Below are 15,090 nucleotides of genomic sequence, written 5' to 3'. Positions count from 1 at the left end.
TTCAATATTTTAATCCGATCTCGCGCAGGCGCTCCTGAAGATAGTCGTCCGCGGTAATGACGTCGGGATACTGGTCGGGATTGTCGGCGCTGATGCATTGCGGAAGCGTCACAAAGGGAAAGTCGCTGCGCAGGTGCAGGAAGAAGGGCATCGAATAGCGGCTGTAGCCAGCGCGTTCGCCTTCGGGATTGCGCACGCGGTGCGTGGTGGAAGGCAGGACATTGTTGGTCAGGCGCTGCAGCATGTCCCCGATGTTGATGACCAAGGCGCCTTCGGGTGGCGCGACGGAAAGCCACTCGCCGTCCGTGCTCAGAAGCTCCAGGCCGGCTTCCTCAGCGCCAAGCAGCAGGGTGATGAGGTTAATATCCTCGTGGGCTCCGGCGCGGATGGCCCCGCCCGCCCCTTCGGCGACGGGGGGATAGTGCAGCAGGCGCAGTACCGAATTGCCCTCGTCGATTGCCGGATCGAACCAGCGCGGGGCGAGGCCGAGGTGGACGGCGATGGCTGATAGGATCTCAGCGCCCACGGCGTCGAAGCGGGCGAACAGGGTCTTGAAGGTTTCCTCGAAGCCGTTGACTTCGCCGGGCCAGATGTTGGGCGGCATGCTGTCGGCCAGCGGCGAGCCTTCGGGAAGGTCGCGCCCGACGTGCCAGAATTCCTTGAGATCCTTCTCGGTCGCACCCTTGGCAACCTCGGTGCGGAACGGAGTGTAACCGCGCGCTCCGGCCTTGCCGGCCAGATGGTAGGCGCGCTTGGTCTCTTCGGGCAGCGCGAAGAATTCGCGGGTGAGAGCCCAGGCCCGGTCGATAAGGTCCTGGTCGATGCCGTGATCGCGGATCATGGCGAAACCGAAAGTGCGGAACGATTCGCCGATACGGGCGGGAAGATCGTCGCGGTCGGCCTCGAGGCTCAGAACGGGGATATTGGCGAGGTCCATGTCTTGCATATTTCCATCAAGAATCGTCTATGCCGCCGCTGTAAAGGTTTTGAAGCCCTTAGTCGAAACGGAAAGGCATACGATGGCAAAGCGCTACTGGCTCCTCAAGTCCGAACCCGATGCCTATGGCTGGCACCACCTGGTGCGCGAGGGCGAGGGGACCTGGGACGGTGTACGCAACCACCGGGCGGCCAATAACCTGCGCGCAATGCAAATCGGTGACGAGGCGTTCTTCTACCATTCGAACGAGGGACGCGAGATCGTGGGGATCGTCGAGGTGAGCGCGGCGGGGCTTGCCGATCCGAGCGATCCCGACGGCAAGTGGGCTGCGGTCAAGGTCAAGCCGGTGCGCAAGCTGGCGCGCTGCGTCACGCTCAAGCAGATCAAGGCCGACCCTGCGCTCGCCGACATGGAGCTGGTCAAGCTGTCGCGACTCTCGGTCGGCGAGGTCCGGCCCGAGGAATGGGCGCGTATTCTGGAGATGGCGGGCGATTGATACTTGTCCTGAGTCGGTTCGACCGGTTTGTCCAGTTGTCTCACGTAAGGCTCGCCCTATCGGCCGGGCTGGAACGAACGGCCCGCTCGAGCTGTTCTCTTTGTGTAAGATCGGCAGCTATGTGCTGAAGAAACAAGGAGATGTTATCATGGGTGAACTGAAGGACACAATCAAGGGTCTGGGCAACGAGATCGCCGGTAACGCCAAGCAGGCCGCAGGCGATGCGCGCAACGATCCCGAGCAGAAGGCCGAGGGCAAGGCCCAAGAGCGCAAGGGTGAGGTCCAGCAGGGTATCGGTAAGGTGAAAGGCGCCGTGGGCGACCGGGTCTGATGGCCAAGCCACTGTATGGCCAAGGCTAACCGATAAGGCCAATGCGAAAAGGGGCGACCGAAAGGTTGCCCCTTTTTTCGTGGGCGCTTCTTGGGCGGCCAAGCCAAAAGCGGAGACTTTCGTCCCGATGTGGGAAGCTGGCCATTTATATCTGGGCAGCTAACTAACTGTTAGCTAACTTTGCGACATGAGACCCCAGAAACGTCGCGCGCTGGTCCTCTCCAGCGAACAATCCGGGCACCCATTTCGCCGCTCTCTTCCGGCCCATGTGCTCGAAGTACCTCCCCACCTGCGCCCTGCCGTGGACGACGACGCGCTCGCCGCGCGGCGCTGGAAGATGCGAGGCGGCGACTGGCAGCAATTCCTCGCGGCCTACTGTGCCTCGTTCCTTGCGATCTTTACCTTCATTATCTAGCGCGCAGCGAGTTCGGCGCGGTAGAGGCGATAGCCCAGCCAGGCTGAGGCAAGGCAGGCGGCTGCGACGACCAGCAGCTGCTTGACGATCGGCATGCCGAAGAAGTTGAGCCCCATGGCAACGCCCGCACCCAGGACCATCGCTCCGGAATTGACCACGTTGTTGGCCGCGATCGTGCGCGCGGTCTGCGATTTCTCGACGAAGGTCGTGAGAAAGGCGTAGAGTGGCACGACGAACATTCCCCCGGCAATGGCGACGCCCAGAAGTGCGAGCATCAGGGGGAGGGCGAGCGGTTGCACCACGAACGTGCCCACGTCCATGAGAGCGTCGGGCCGCTCGTACGCGGGCCAGGCCTCGCACACGAGTTCGAAGCCAATGAGGCACACCCCCATTGCGATGACCGAAAGCGGCGACCAACGTGCAGAGACGGTGCCTTTCAGAAGCGCGTTGATCGTGACCGAGCCGATGGCGATGCCGATCGAGAAGATTACGAGGAACAGGCTCGCCACTTCCTTGGCGGCCATCAGGATGTTCTTGGCAAGCGGCGGGAACTGGATGAACAGGATCGTGCCCAGAGCCCAGAAGAAGCTGATCGAACATACGGCAAGGTACACCCGCCGATCGCTCATGGTCGTGCGGATCAGGCGGGCGGGTGCACGGACAAGGTGGAAATCGAGGGGCTCGATCTTTCCGATGGGCGGGGCCGTAGGCACGCTGCGGCCCGAGATATAGCCGATCACGGCAACTGCGATCACCGCGATGGCCGCCGCATCGACACTGATCCAGCCTGCAACGATGGTACCGGCGAGGACCGCGAGATAGGTACCCGCTTCGACAAGGCCGGTGCCGGCGAGGACTTCCTCGCTTCTGAGGTGCTGGGGAAGGATCGCGTACTTGATCGGGCCGAAGAAGGTGGAGTGCACGCCCATCGCGAAGACGGCGACCAGGAGGAGGGGGATCGCGACCGTGTGAAGGGCGATGCCTTGCCACGCGAGGGCAAGGCCAAGCCCGCCCACCAGCATGATGAAGATCTCGCACAGCTTGATGAGCCGGATAATCGCGGCCTTGTCGCGCATGTCGGCCAGCTGTCCGGCCAGCGCGGAAAACAGGAAGAACGGCGCAACGAAGATCAGCGAGGCTACCGCGCTGAAAATCGCCTCGGAGCTCTCCGAGTTGTAGACGCTGTAGACCACGAAAAGGACCATCGCGTTCTTGAACAGGTTGTCGTTGAACGCGCCCAGAAGCTGCGTGACGAAGAGGGGGAGAAAGCGTCGCGCGCGGAGGAGTTGGGTCGATTGCGTCATGTAATGGTCTTGCCGGTCTCTCACCGTTCGGGTCGACGGGATCCTTAAAGCGGCAGGCCGAGGCCGCAACCCCCGATCAACACTTTATTCCGCCCCGCATTCCCGGCTATGGGGCAACCCATATGCTGACGCTTCCGAACATCCTGACCCTGTCGCGAATTTTCGCGGTTCCGCTCCTTGCCTTCCTGCTGTGGTGGCCGAACTGGGAATTGGGCTATGCGCTTGCCTTTGCGCTTTACTGCCTGATGGGGATTACGGACTACTTCGATGGCTATCTCGCGCGCTCGAGCGGGACGGTCTCCAAACTCGGCGTCTTCCTCGATCCGATTGCGGACAAGATCATGGTCGCGGCGGTCATCCTGGTGCTGACGGCGCAGGGGATCCTGCGCGGGCCCTATGTGGGCGACATGCACGTGATTGCCGGGCTCGTCATTCTGATCCGCGAGATCGCGGTCTCGGGCCTGCGCGAGTTTCTGGGGCCCCTGCGGGTATCGATCCCGGTCAGCAAGCTCGCGAAGTGGAAGACGACGTTCCAGATGATCTCGCTGGGCGCGTTGATTCTGGGCAAGGCGATGCCCTGGTGGAACACGCCGTTTGCAGGTGTCGCCATCAATATCCCGCATACCGTCGGCCTGACGACATTGTGGGGCGCGGCCGCCCTTACGCTTATCACCGGCTGGGACTATCTGCGCGTCGGCCTCAAGCACATGGACTGAGGCGCGGATCGGCGAAGTGCATCGCACGCGTAAGGCCTTGCGTTCGTTGCATTCGCGGCCACAAGTGAGGCGGGTCTAGGGCTCGGCCTCGATCCCGGGCCTGCCTGGCCCCTGCACGTTCGCGGAGCTATGCCATTTCCTCGCCATCCTATTCTGACCGGGAGGATCACACGCCACTGTCGCTGAGCGTCGTTGCGGTGATGGCGCTGGCTGCGGGCCTTACGGTGGCTAACCTCTACTACAACCAGCCCATGCTCGAGCAGATGCATGGCGATCTTGCCGATTGGCGGGTGGCCTATGTGCCGACGGCCACCCAGATCGGGTATGCGCTGGGCCTTTTCTTCCTTGTCCCGCTGGGCGATCTGTTCGAGCGGCGCCAGCTGGTCCTGTGGAAATGTGTCGGATTGGCAGTCGCCTGTGCGGGCGTTGCATTGGCGCAGGGTGGGGCGCTTGTCCTGATCGCCTCGCTGGTCGTTGGCATCTTTGCCTCGGTGGCCCAGCAGATTATCCCGATGGCCGCCAGTCTCGCGCTTCCTGAGCGGCGTGGGCATGTGATTGGTGTCGTCATGGCGGGCCTGCTTTGCGGTATTCTGCTGAGCCGCACGCTTGCCGGGTTCGTGGCCGAGCACCTGGGCTGGCGGGCCATGTTCTGGATCGCGGTCCCCTTGGCCCTGGGAACGATGGCAATGGTCGCGCTGCGCCTACCGCGCAGCGCGCCCGAAGCGGCAGGAGCCAGCTACCGCGCGACGCTGGGATCGCTTATCGGGCTCTGGCGCGCGTTTCCCGCGCTTCGGCGAGCAACGGCGATCCAGTGCTGCCAGTTCGGCGTGTTCTCGGTCTTCTGGTCGATCCTGGCCTTCCGGCTGGAAACGCGCTTCGGGTTCGGGCCGCAGGTGGCGGGCCTGTTCGGTATCCTGGGCGTAGTTGGAGTTCTTGCCGCGCCTGTCGCGGGGCGTATCGCCGACAGTCGGGGCCCGCGCCGCGTGATTGCCACTGCGGCCTGCATCTCTTTTGTATCCTGGGCGATCTTCGGATTGTGGGACGGGCTCGCGGGCGTGATGCTGGGCGTCATCGCGCTCGACTTCGGAGTGCAGTCGAGCCAGATCTCCAACCAGAGCGTGATTTTCGCACTAAAGCCCGAGGCGCGCTCGCGCATCAATACGATCTACATGACCGCGATGTTCGTGGCCGGTGGCCTTGCCTCGGCGGCGGCTATGGCGTGCTGGACGCACCTGGGCTGGACGGGCGTGTGTGCGCTTGGCGCTGCGATCAGCCTGTGCTGCGTGGCCTTGCAATTCACCGGCGGCAAGGACGCGTGAACGGGGCAGTAGGGCGCGATCAGCCCGCGCGCAGTTCATCCGCAAGCATCCGGAATTCGTCCGAACGCGGCGAATTCTTGCGCCAGACCAGCGCGATCTCGCGGTTGGCGTTGGCAGAGATGAGCGGACGGGCCACCACGTTGGTGCCGTTCAGGATCCCGGCATCGAGAGCCATTTCGGGCAGCATCGTGAGGCCCAGGCCATTGTCAACCATCTGCACCAGCGTGTGCAGCGAGGTTCCGATCATTGTGGCAGATGCGCGCAGTTCGGGCCGGTTGCAGGCGGCGAGCGCGTGGTCCTTGAGGCAGTGCCCGTCTTCCAGCAGGAGGAGGCGGTTTTCATCGATGATGTCGGGCCCCACCTCTTGCGGCGGGTCGCGCGGATCGTCGGCCGGGAAGGCCACGAAGAAGGCGTCGAGTTCGATCGTCTCCTGCTCCACCTCGCCGGTGGGGTAGGGAAGGGCGAGCAGCACGCAGTCGGCCCGCCCGTGGTGCAGCGATTCGATCGCCGCCTGGCTGGGCTCCTCACGCAGGAAGAGCTTGAGGTTGGGGCGCTCGCGGCGCAGGCGCGGCAACATACGCGGGAGCAGGAAGGGCGCGATTGTCGGGATCACGCTCATGCGTACCTCGCCCGAGAGCGGCTTGCCGCTCGACTGGACGAGCTCGGACAATTCTTCGGTCTCGCGCAGGATGCGATGCGCCTTCTCGACCACCGTGTTGCCCAGAGGCGTGAAGCGCACTGCACGCTTGGTGCGCTCCACAAGGGTCACGTCGAGCAGTGTTTCGAGATCGCGCAGACCTGCCGAGAGCGTAGACTGCGAGACGTAGCAGGCTTCGGCGGCGCGGCCGAAATGTCCATGTTCATGCAGGGCAACCAGATACTGAAGCTGCTTCAGTGTCGGCTGGTAGACCGTCATGATTCGCTGTCGTCCCCGCTCTCGTCGATCTCGTCATCGCCCGCATGGTCCGACCCGGCGGTGGCGAAGATTTCCTCGTCCTCGCTGACACGGGTCATTTTGAGGCGACCCTTCTCAACGGCAAAACCAAGGCGCCCCTCGACCAGTTCGAGTGCGTCCTTGCCGAACACCTCATAGCGCCAGCCTTCCAGGATCGGCAGGTTCTTGCGTACGCCCGAGGCGAGCAGTTCCAGCTCGTCGCTGCGGGTGAGGAGGCGGGCGGCAACGTCGATCTCGCGCGCGCGGATCTTGAGCAGCAGCTTGAGGAGGTCGGCAACCAGCGCGCCTTCCTTGCCGAGCGGCGCGCCGCGCTGCTGGCGCGGCGGCATCTCGTCGTCGCCGAGCGGCTGAGCCTTGGAGATGGTGTTCATCAGGCGCTTACCGATGTCGTTGTCGCGCCAGCCTTGCGAGAGACCGCGCACCTTGGCGAGGTCCGCCTGCTGCTTGGGAGGGTGGCTGGCTAGGTCGGCAAGCGTCTCGTCACGGGCGATGCGCCCGCGCGGAATGTTCTTGCCCTGCGCTTCCAACTCGCGCCATTCGGCAATGGCCTTCAGACGGCCAAGCATCTGCGGGTTGCGGCCCGCAGCCTTGATCCGGCGCCAGGCCAGAGTCGGGTCGTTCCGGTAGTTGTCCGGATCGGCTAGCTTTTCCATTTCCTGGTTCAGCCACATGCCGCGGCCCGTCTTGATCAGGCGTTTGAGGATCTTGGGGAAGATCTTCGAGAGGTGGGTGACATCGCCGATGGCGTATTCGATCTGGCGCTCTGTCAGCGGGCGGCGCGACCAGTCGGTGAAGCGCGCGCCCTTGTCGATGGTCAGGCCCAACCAGGATTCGACGAGGTTGGAATAGCCGATCTGCTCCGACTGGCTGATCGCCATCATCGCGATCTGGGTGTCGAAAATCGGCGAGGGGGTCTTGCCCGTCGCGTTGAAGATGATCTCGACGTCCTGCCCGCCGGCATGGAAGATCTTGAGGACATCGTGGTTGTCCGTGAGCAGCTCGTAGAGCGGCGTCATGTCGAGCCCGCTGGCGAGCGGGTCGATCGCGGCGGCTTCCTCAGTGTTTGCGATCTGGACGAGGCAAAGCTCGGGCCAGTAGGTGTTTTCGCGCATGAACTCGGTGTCGACCGCAACAAAGTCCGACTTTGCCAGGCGGTCACACAGTTGGGCGAGCTCGTCGCTGTCCGTGATCAGGGTGTGTATCTTCATTTGCATGCGGCGTTACGCTGAAGACGCGAAGGGATCAACGCCAGCGATGCCCCGTTTCGCGTTTGTTTGCGAATATTAGCGGCGAAACAGGCGTGCAAGCAGCCCCGGGCGGGCCGATTCGGCAAGTTCGGAGATGCTTTCCTCGGTCACCAGCTTGCGGCGCAGCTGCGTGCCGGTGGTGTGGATGCCCGGTGGCGGAAGGTGCCAGGCCTCTGGGTCATCACCAGGCGCGGTGCCTTGCGCGTCGCCGGAATAGGTAGGCGAAAGTAGCGCGGCTATCGTGTCAGCACGGTCTTCGCCCTCGTTCTCGAAGTCCTCTTCCTCCGCGTCCTCGTCGTAGGTTTCCAAGGTCCCCATGACGCCTTCGTAGGGCTCCGGAACGCTCGGCGTTCCGGGCGCGTCGCAAATGGCAAGGACGGGGGCGGAGAGGGCCGCAAAGGGGCTTTCGCTTACCGCGAGCAGGGCCATGCGGCGCGGCAGGGCGGTGCGGCGGGCCTTGTCCTCGACGGCAAGGTGGAACAGCACGCCCATATAAAGCGCGCCGAGCAACTCGGCCTGAAGGGCGGTGGCGTTCGGTGTCTCGCGCGCGGCGTTGGCCATATGCAGCGCGGCCAGCGCATCCGCCATCGTGCCAAGGCCGTCGATGCCGACGACGCGCTCTTCGGCATCGGCGTGGTCATTGTGCCAGGCCGATCCGTAGTCGTTAAAGCCTTCGAGCAGTTCGTCGCGGGTGCATTCGGAGAAGGGCCAGGAGGTGTCGAAGAAGAAGCGGGTGGCGAGGACCGGCTCGCCGTCCTCGTCGCTGAGGGTGTGCAAAGCGAGGTCGAGGCTGACGGCCGAGACCGGCTCGCCGCACTGGTCGAGCTTCCAGATCGCGTCGGCCAGCAGATTCCAGCCCGTGAATGAGATCGCGTCGGATCGTGTGTTCAGGAATTCGGCCGGCAGGGGGCCTTGTGCCGAGCAGACGCCCGCCAGCATATCCCGCAGTATATCGGCGGCTTCGTCCGCGCGCTGGCTGCGCACCATGTCCTCGATCGAGCGTCGAAAAGCCTTGTTTTCTGCGCTGTCAATCGTGACCTCTGCCAACATCGTGTTCTCCATTCGACCCGTACCTCAGGCCATTAGGTTATAATGGTTTATACTGGGTTACGCGGATAACCTTTTGCGCAGGGTCAATCGGTGTCTGGAAATCGGCGCGCCACTCGACTAGGGGACGCGGCCTGAACTCTTAGTTTTTCGCGAAGAAGAAGCCTGACGCCATGACTCATCCCTATCGTTCCCACACCTGCGGCGCCCTGACGGCGACCGAGGTCGGCCAGACGGTCCGCCTGTCGGGTTGGGTCCATCGCAAGCGCGACCACGGCGGCGTCCTGTTCGTCGATCTGCGCGACCACTACGGCATGACCCAGGTCGTGACCGATAGCGACAGCCCTGCGATCGAGATCCTCGACGCACTGCGTCTGGAATCGGTGGTCACCATCGAGGGCACCGTCAAGGCGCGCACCCCCGAGACGGTGAACCCCAATCTGGTCACCGGGGAGATCGAGGTCTACGCCCGTTCGGTGACGGTGCTGGGCAAGGCTGCCGAACTGCCGATGCCGGTAGCCGGCGAGCAGGAGTATCCCGAGGACATCCGTCTCAAGTACCGCTTCCTGGACTTGCGCCGCGAGACGCTGCACGCGAACATCGTCAAGCGCACCCAGATCATCTCGGACATGCGTCGCCGCATGGAAGGCATTGGCTTTACCGAATTTTCGACGCCGATCCTGACCGCGTCCTCGCCCGAAGGCGCGCGCGACTTCCTCGTGCCCAGCCGCATCCACGCGGGCAAGTTCTACGCGCTTCCGCAGGCGCCCCAGCAGTACAAGCAGCTGCTCATGGTCGCAGGCTTCGACCGTTACTTCCAGATCGCGCCGTGCTTCCGCGACGAGGACCCGCGCGCGGACCGTCTGCCGGGCGAATTCTACCAGCTCGACCTCGAGATGAGCTTCGTCACCCAGGAAGAGATCTGGGAGACGATGGAGCCGGTCATGCAGGGTATCTTCGCCGCGTTCGCGGATGGCAAGCCGGTGACGCCCTCGGGCGAATTCCGCCGCATTCCCTACGCTCAGGCGATGCTTGACTACGGTTCGGACAAGCCGGACCTGCGCAACCCGATCCTCATCAAGGACGTGACCGAGCACTTTGTCGAATCGGGCTTCGGCATCTTTGCCAGCATCGTCGGCGGCGGCGGCGTGATCCGCGCGATCCCGGCTCCGGGCGCGGGCGCAGGCAGCCGCAAGTTCTTCGACGAGATGAACAACTGGGCGCGCGGCGAGGGCTTCTCGGGCCTTGGCTACATCAACATCAAGGACGGCAAGCCGGGCGGCCCGATCGCCAAGAACCACGGTGAGGAAAAGACCGCCGCGCTGATCGAGGCGCTCGGCCTTGGCGAGAACGACGGTGTATTCTTCGCCGCAGGCAAGCCCGAGCAGGCCGCCAAGCTGGCAGGCCTTGCACGTATCCGCGTTGCCGAACAGCTCGACCTGATCGACAAGGATCGCTTCGATCTGTGCTGGATCGTCGACTTCCCGTTCTACGAGTGGGACGAAGACAACAAGAAGGTCGACTTCGCGCACAACCCGTTCTCGATGCCGCAGGGTGGCATGGAAGCGCTGAGCGGCCAGGATCCGCTCACGATCAACGCCTACCAGTACGACCTCGTGTGCAACGGCTTCGAAATCGCCTCGGGCTCGATCCGCAACCAGGATCCCGAACTGATGGTTGCCGCCTTCGAGAAGGTTGGACTCACCAGGGACGATGTGGAAGAGCGCTTCGGCGGTCTCTACCGCGCCTTCCAGTACGGTGCCCCGCCACACGGTGGCATGGCTGCCGGTGTCGATCGCATCGTGATGCTGCTGTGCGGAGCCCAGAACCTGCGCGAAATCTCGCTATTCCCGATGAACCAGCGCGCCGAGGATCTCCTGATGGGCGCCCCGACGCCCGCGGAATCGCGTCAGTTGCGCGAACTGCATATGCGTGTCGTCGAGCCCCAGCCCAAGCCGGGTGCCTGAGCGGCGAAAATCGACGCAAAAAACCGAGCTTGGGACACCTTGCGGGTCTTTCGCCCTTGCAAAGGCGTCGCACTTGGGACAAGTGCGGTGCCCGTGCTGTGGCGGCACTTGCCAGCCAGCGCGCTAGGAACTAGGGCGTCAAGCAACCAAGATTAATCCTCCGCTTTCTGAAGGGGTCTATACAAATGAGCGATACCGCCGATCGGGTTAAGAAGATCGTCGTCGAGCACCTCGGTGTGGAAGCCGACAAGGTCACTGAAGATGCAAGCTTCATCGATGATCTGGGTGCCGATTCGCTCGACATCGTCGAGCTGGTCATGGCGTTCGAAGAAGAATTCGGCGTCGAAATCCCGGACGATGCCGCTGAAAAGATCAGCACCGTCTCGGATGCGATCAAGTACATTGATGAGAACAAGGGCTGATCCCGGCCCGCCCGCAGCGTCCCGGTAACGTCCTTTCAGGGCAGATCATCGCCGGTTTGTGGGCAATTGGATTGAATTTGACAGGCTCGACCTCTAAGGGGGCGGGCCTGTCGCCGTTTCGGAGAGCATTGGAATGCGTCGTGTCGTCGTAACCGGACTTGGCCTCGTCACCCCGCTGGGCGCTGACGTGGAAACGACCTGGAAGAACATCCTCGCCAGCAAGAGCGGGGCGGGCCCCATCACCAAGTTCGATGCGTCGGATCAGAAGTGCCAGATCGCCTGCGAGGTCAAGCCGGCGGATCACGAGTACGGGTTCGATGCCAGCAAGCGCGTGGATCCCAAGATCCAGCGCCAGGTCGATCCCTTCATCGTCTTCGGCATTGATGCCGCAGGCCAGGCGCTCGAAGACGCCGGTCTCGTCGAGATGGACGAAGAGACCAAGCTGCGCGCGGGCTGCTCGATCGGTTCGGGCATAGGCGGTCTTCCCGGTATCGAGAGCGAATCGCTCGTGCTCGCCAACCGTGGCCCGGGCCGCGTTTCGCCGCACTTCGTGCACGGCCGTCTCATCAACCTCATCTCGGGTCAGGTCTCGATCAAATACGGCCTCAAGGGGCCGAACCACGCGGTCGTCACCGCCTGCTCGACTGGCGCGCACTCGATTGGCGATGCCGCGCGCATGATCAAGGACGATGACGCCGACATCATGCTGGCGGGCGGCGCGGAAAGCACGATCTGCCCGATCGGCATTGCCGGCTTCGCCCAGGCACGCGCGCTCAACTGCAGCTTCAACGACCGCCCCGAAGAGGCGAGCCGCCCCTACGACAAGGACCGCGACGGCTTCGTCATGGGTGAGGGGGCAGGCGTCCTCGTGCTCGAGGAATACGAACACGCCAAGGCGCGCGGCGCGAAGATCTACGCTGAAGTCGTGGGCTACGGCCTTTCGGGCGATGCCTACCACGTGACCGCGCCGGACCCGGAGATGGACGGCGCCTACCGTTCGATGGCCGCAGCTCTCAAGAAGGCGGGCATGACGCCAGCCGACATCGACTACATCAACGCCCACGGTACCTCGACGATGGCCGACACCATCGAACTGGGCGCGGTACGCCGCCTGTTTGGCGATGCGATGGACACGGTCTCGATGAGCTCGACCAAGTCGGCCATCGGCCACCTCCTTGGCGGTGCGGGCGCGGTCGAATCGATCTTCTGCATCCTCGCAATGCGCGACCAGATCGTGCCGCCCACGCTCAATCTCGACACCCCTTCGGAAGGCTGTGAAGGCGTCGATCTGGTGCCCAAGATTGCACGTTCGCGCGAAGTGCGCGCCGTCCTCAACAACAGCTTCGGGTTCGGCGGTACCAACGCCAGCCTGATCATGAAGAAGGTCGACTGACCTTCCGCGCGGGCTTCGGGGAAGAACCCTCATGATGTCACGGCGCACGTATGCCCTCGGGGCAGCGCTTGTCCTGGTGGCGGGGATCATGGTGTGGAATGTCGTGGGCGGCTGGTTCGGTTCCGGCCCGCTCGCGAAGGATTCCGCCTTCGTGGTCCCCAACGGCGCCAGCCTCTCGGCTGTTGCCGACAAGCTCCAGGACGAGGGCGTGGTGCGCTCGGGCGACGGCTTTGCTCTGCGCGCACGTCTGTTCGGCGGCGGGGGAGCCATTAAGGCGGGGGAATTCGTGATCCCCGCCCACGCGAGCCCCTCGCGCGTCCTGGCGATCATCACCAGCGATGACGTCGTGCGCCGTCAGGTTATGATCCCGGAGGGCATGCCCTCGATCATGGTCTACGAACGCCTGATGGCGCAGGAAGCCCTGACTGGCGAGCTTGCCGTGCCCGAGGAAGGCTCGGTCCTTCCGGCGACCTATGACATCCAGAAGGGCGATGCGCGCGCCGACGTTCTGCGAAAGATGCAGGCAGGCATGCGCCGTACCCTGGCCGAACTGTGGGAAAAGCGGGCTTCTGATCTTGTCGTGAAGACCCCTGAGGAAGCGCTGGTGCTCGCCTCCATCGTGGAGAAGGAAACGGCCAAGGCGGAGGAGCGCACTGTCGTGGCGGGCCTCTATTCCAACCGTCTGAAGCAGGGAATGCTGCTCCAGGCCGACCCCACGATCATCTATCCCATAACCAAGGGCAAGCCGCTGGGGCGGCGCATACGCCAGTCCGAGATCCAGGCGATCAACGACTACAACACTTACTCCATGGTAGGCCTGCCCAAGCACCCGATCTGCAATCCGGGCCGAGCCTCGATCGAAGCGGTCCTGCACCCGGCCGAGACCGACGCTCTCTACATGGTGGCGGACGGAACTGGTGGGCACGTGTTCGCATCCACTCTCGCAGCGCACAACGAGAACGTGAAGAAGTGGTTCGAAATCCGGCGCAAGCGCGGCGAAATCTGAGTGCATTTAAGGCGCCGGGCATGACAGTAGGCTGGTCATGGTGAACCTTCCCGGGGAAGTTCTCTCCCCTAAGCGTCAGCCGGGCGCTCCTCTGCTCGTGACGGCCGTGCTTCCCCCTGAGATCCAAGCCTGGGCTGACGCGCTTCGCACCGCCCACTTTCCGGCCGAACGCAATCGCCTGCGTGCGCACGTTTCGCTCTTTCACGCGCTGCCGCCCAGCGTGGAGGAGGAGTTGATACAGGTCCTCAAGGACCTTACGCGCAAACCGCGGCCCCAGGCGCGGATCGTTGGGGTGCTGAAGCTGGGCAAGGGCACCGCGCTCCGTATCGAATCGCCTGCCATGGTCGAATGCCACGCAGAGATCGCCGAGCGTATGCACGGTCTCCTCACGCGCCAGGACGCCCAACCCTTGCGCCTTCACGTCACGATCCAGAACAAGGTGACTTCGCAGGAGGCGAGGGTGCTACAGGCGCAGTTGGGCCCCACGCTGGAGCCCCGAGCCTTCCGTTTTCGCGGATTCGGCGTCTATGCCTGGGAGGATGGATTATGGCGCCCGATCAAGGACCTGCACTTTCATCGCTAAATTTGTAAAATAGGGTGTTGACCAATCCTCGATACCCCCCTAGAGGCACGCACCTGCCCCGCAGACGCGGCGCACCACACTGCTCCGGCCGAGGTCGGGATTGGTATGGCGGAGTAGCTCAGCCGGTTAGAGCAGCGGAATCATAATCCGCGTGTCGGGGGTTCGAGTCCCTCCTCCGCTACCACCTATAAAGCCCGGATTTTCCGGGCTTTTTTATTGCACATTTCCGGATTCAAACTGGACGCGCAAGGCGCGTTTGGGGGCTCATTTGGGAGAATCGTTCGCTTCGAGCTTGCGAATTGCCGCCTCGCCAAGGGCGCGATCGCGGTTCATGTAGTGGGCGTCGAGGATGCTCCCGACTTCCTTCAGTTTGTGTCCTGTGATGGTGGCGATCTCAGGTACGGTGGCACCGGCAACCGCAAGGCGCGTGACCGCTGTGCCGCGAAGGTCGTGGAACGTGACGCCCGTAACTCCGGCTTTAATGCACGCCTTGCGCCAAGAGGCGCGGAAGCCACCTTCGGTCCACGCACTGCCGCGCTCGGTGGCGGGAATTGTTTCCGGTATCGGCAAACCTTCTGCCTCATAGCGGTCACGCGCTTCCTGGAGTGCCTCTCTCAAGGGCGCCCCCACAGGCACCTCAATCGCCAGTTTGGTTTTGCTTTGGCGAAGCCTGATGCTGTCTCCGTTATACGCCGACCAAGGCAGGCGTAGAAGATCGCCCTGGCGCTGCCCTGTCCAAAGGGCGAGGGTGAGCGCAAGCGAAAGGTGCGGCGATGCCTCCGCATGAAACGCCATTTCGTGGGCTTTGGTCCAGACCTTCTCAGACCTAGTGGATTGATTCCAACGTTTGGTGCCCGCGCCTGACAGCGGCGATGATGTCGTGGGGGTCGGCTTTCCAGACGAAGGGACGCGGATCCTCGTTGTGCTCTTTGATGAAGCGGTTGATGGCTGC

General features: G+C 63.3%; 16 protein-coding genes, 1 tRNA gene and 1 pseudogene. 11 read left to right on the top strand and 7 right to left on the bottom strand.

The genetic code is table 11. The annotated features are described in order from the left end of the window. Window position 1 precedes the first annotated feature (1 nt). Window positions 2-937 carry an isopenicillin N synthase family oxygenase gene (locus FMM79_RS01645; protein ID WP_148626156.1) on the bottom strand — a complete coding sequence of 312 codons (936 nt, stop codon included), beginning with the start codon at window positions 935-937 and terminating at the stop codon, window positions 2-4. 82 nt (window positions 938-1,019) lie between these two features. On the opposite strand from FMM79_RS01645, the gene FMM79_RS01640 reads away from it, so the two are divergent. The 3 genes from FMM79_RS01640 to FMM79_RS01630 all read left to right on the top strand — a co-directional run bounded on the left by FMM79_RS01640 (window position 1,020) and on the right by FMM79_RS01630 (window position 2,179). Continuing rightward, entirely contained in the window at window positions 1,020-1,433 is a 414-nt protein-coding gene (locus FMM79_RS01640) for an EVE domain-containing protein (protein WP_148625560.1), read from the top strand. Between the two features lie 148 nt (window positions 1,434-1,581). Beyond that, window positions 1,582-1,764, top strand: a complete 183-nt coding sequence (locus FMM79_RS01635) for a CsbD family protein (protein WP_148625558.1) — start codon at window positions 1,582-1,584, stop codon at window positions 1,762-1,764. Window positions 1,765-1,951: 187 nt separating this feature from the next. After that, window positions 1,952-2,179, top strand: a complete 228-nt coding sequence (locus FMM79_RS01630; RefSeq protein WP_148625556.1) for a hypothetical protein — start codon at window positions 1,952-1,954, stop codon at window positions 2,177-2,179. Here FMM79_RS01630 and FMM79_RS01625 read toward each other — a convergent pair. Beyond that, window positions 2,176-3,483, bottom strand: a complete 1,308-nt coding sequence (locus FMM79_RS01625) for an MFS transporter (protein ID WP_148625555.1) — start codon at window positions 3,481-3,483, stop codon at window positions 2,176-2,178. The genes FMM79_RS01630 and FMM79_RS01625 overlap by 4 nt on opposite strands. Window positions 3,484-3,605: 122 nt before the next feature. Here FMM79_RS01625 and pgsA point away from each other — a divergent pair, with 122 nt between their 5' ends. Together pgsA and FMM79_RS01615 are read left to right on the top strand one after the other, a co-directional pair. Next, entirely contained in the window at window positions 3,606-4,199 is a 594-nt protein-coding gene (gene pgsA, locus FMM79_RS01620) for a CDP-diacylglycerol--glycerol-3-phosphate 3-phosphatidyltransferase (RefSeq protein WP_148625553.1), read from the top strand. 200 nt (window positions 4,200-4,399) lie between these two features. Then, on the top strand, window positions 4,400-5,518 hold the full coding sequence (locus FMM79_RS01615; protein ID WP_148625551.1) for an MFS transporter: 1,119 nt from the start codon (window positions 4,400-4,402) through the stop codon (window positions 5,516-5,518). A 19-nt stretch (window positions 5,519-5,537) separates the two neighbouring features. On the opposite strand, the gene FMM79_RS01610 is transcribed toward FMM79_RS01615, so the two are convergent. The 3 genes from FMM79_RS01610 to FMM79_RS01600 form a co-directional block, all read right to left on the bottom strand. Next, complete coding sequence (locus FMM79_RS01610; protein WP_039394162.1) at window positions 5,538-6,434, bottom strand: hydrogen peroxide-inducible genes activator; 897 nt, start codon at window positions 6,432-6,434, stop codon at window positions 5,538-5,540. Continuing rightward, window positions 6,431-7,681, bottom strand: coding sequence for a ribonuclease D (gene rnd / locus FMM79_RS01605; RefSeq protein ID WP_148625549.1), 1,251 nt, complete (start codon window positions 7,679-7,681; stop codon window positions 6,431-6,433). Before rnd ends, FMM79_RS01610 begins: the two co-directional genes overlap by 4 nt. 75 nt (window positions 7,682-7,756) lie before the next feature. After that, window positions 7,757-8,770, bottom strand: coding sequence for a hypothetical protein (locus FMM79_RS01600; protein ID WP_148625547.1), 1,014 nt, complete (start codon window positions 8,768-8,770; stop codon window positions 7,757-7,759). 170 nt (window positions 8,771-8,940) lie between these two features. Between FMM79_RS01600 and aspS the strand changes: the two genes are divergently transcribed. From aspS to FMM79_RS01565, 6 genes are all read left to right on the top strand, one after another. Further along, the gene (gene aspS / locus FMM79_RS01595; RefSeq protein WP_148625545.1) at window positions 8,941-10,734 is read left to right on the top strand and encodes an aspartate--tRNA ligase; all 1,794 of its coding nucleotides are present in this window, start codon (window positions 8,941-8,943) and stop codon (window positions 10,732-10,734) included. Window positions 10,735-10,919: 185 nt separating this feature from the next. After that, entirely contained in the window at window positions 10,920-11,156 is a 237-nt protein-coding gene (locus FMM79_RS01585; RefSeq protein WP_028657713.1) for an acyl carrier protein, read from the top strand. 133 nt (window positions 11,157-11,289) lie between these two features. Further along, entirely contained in the window at window positions 11,290-12,549 is a 1,260-nt protein-coding gene (gene fabF / locus FMM79_RS01580; RefSeq protein WP_148625543.1) for a beta-ketoacyl-ACP synthase II, read from the top strand. A gap of 31 nt (window positions 12,550-12,580) precedes the next feature. Then, window positions 12,581-13,555 carry an endolytic transglycosylase MltG gene (mltG, locus tag FMM79_RS01575; protein ID WP_148625541.1) on the top strand — a complete coding sequence of 325 codons (975 nt, stop codon included), beginning with the start codon at window positions 12,581-12,583 and terminating at the stop codon, window positions 13,553-13,555. Window positions 13,556-13,592: 37 nt separating this feature from the next. Continuing rightward, the gene (locus FMM79_RS01570; protein ID WP_148625539.1) at window positions 13,593-14,138 is read left to right on the top strand and encodes a 2'-5' RNA ligase family protein; all 546 of its coding nucleotides are present in this window, start codon (window positions 13,593-13,595) and stop codon (window positions 14,136-14,138) included. A 107-nt stretch (window positions 14,139-14,245) separates the two neighbouring features. Next, window positions 14,246-14,322 (top strand) — tRNA-Met (locus FMM79_RS01565). 80 nt (window positions 14,323-14,402) lie between these two features. On the opposite strand, the gene FMM79_RS01560 is transcribed toward FMM79_RS01565, so the two are convergent. After that, window positions 14,403-14,933 carry a tyrosine-type recombinase/integrase gene (locus FMM79_RS01560; RefSeq protein ID WP_162853529.1) on the bottom strand — a complete coding sequence of 177 codons (531 nt, stop codon included), beginning with the start codon at window positions 14,931-14,933 and terminating at the stop codon, window positions 14,403-14,405. Window positions 14,934-14,964: 31 nt separating this feature from the next. Beyond that, window positions 14,965-15,090 (bottom strand): annotated as a pseudogene (locus FMM79_RS21690) (IS630 family transposase); the annotation flags it as partial.

This window comes from Novosphingobium sp. BW1 (assembly GCF_008107685.1).
GTDB lineage: Bacteria > Pseudomonadota > Alphaproteobacteria > Sphingomonadales > Sphingomonadaceae > Novosphingobium.
The sequence above is the reverse complement of the archived record's forward strand: the minus strand, read 5'-3'. Positions and strand labels throughout refer to the sequence as shown.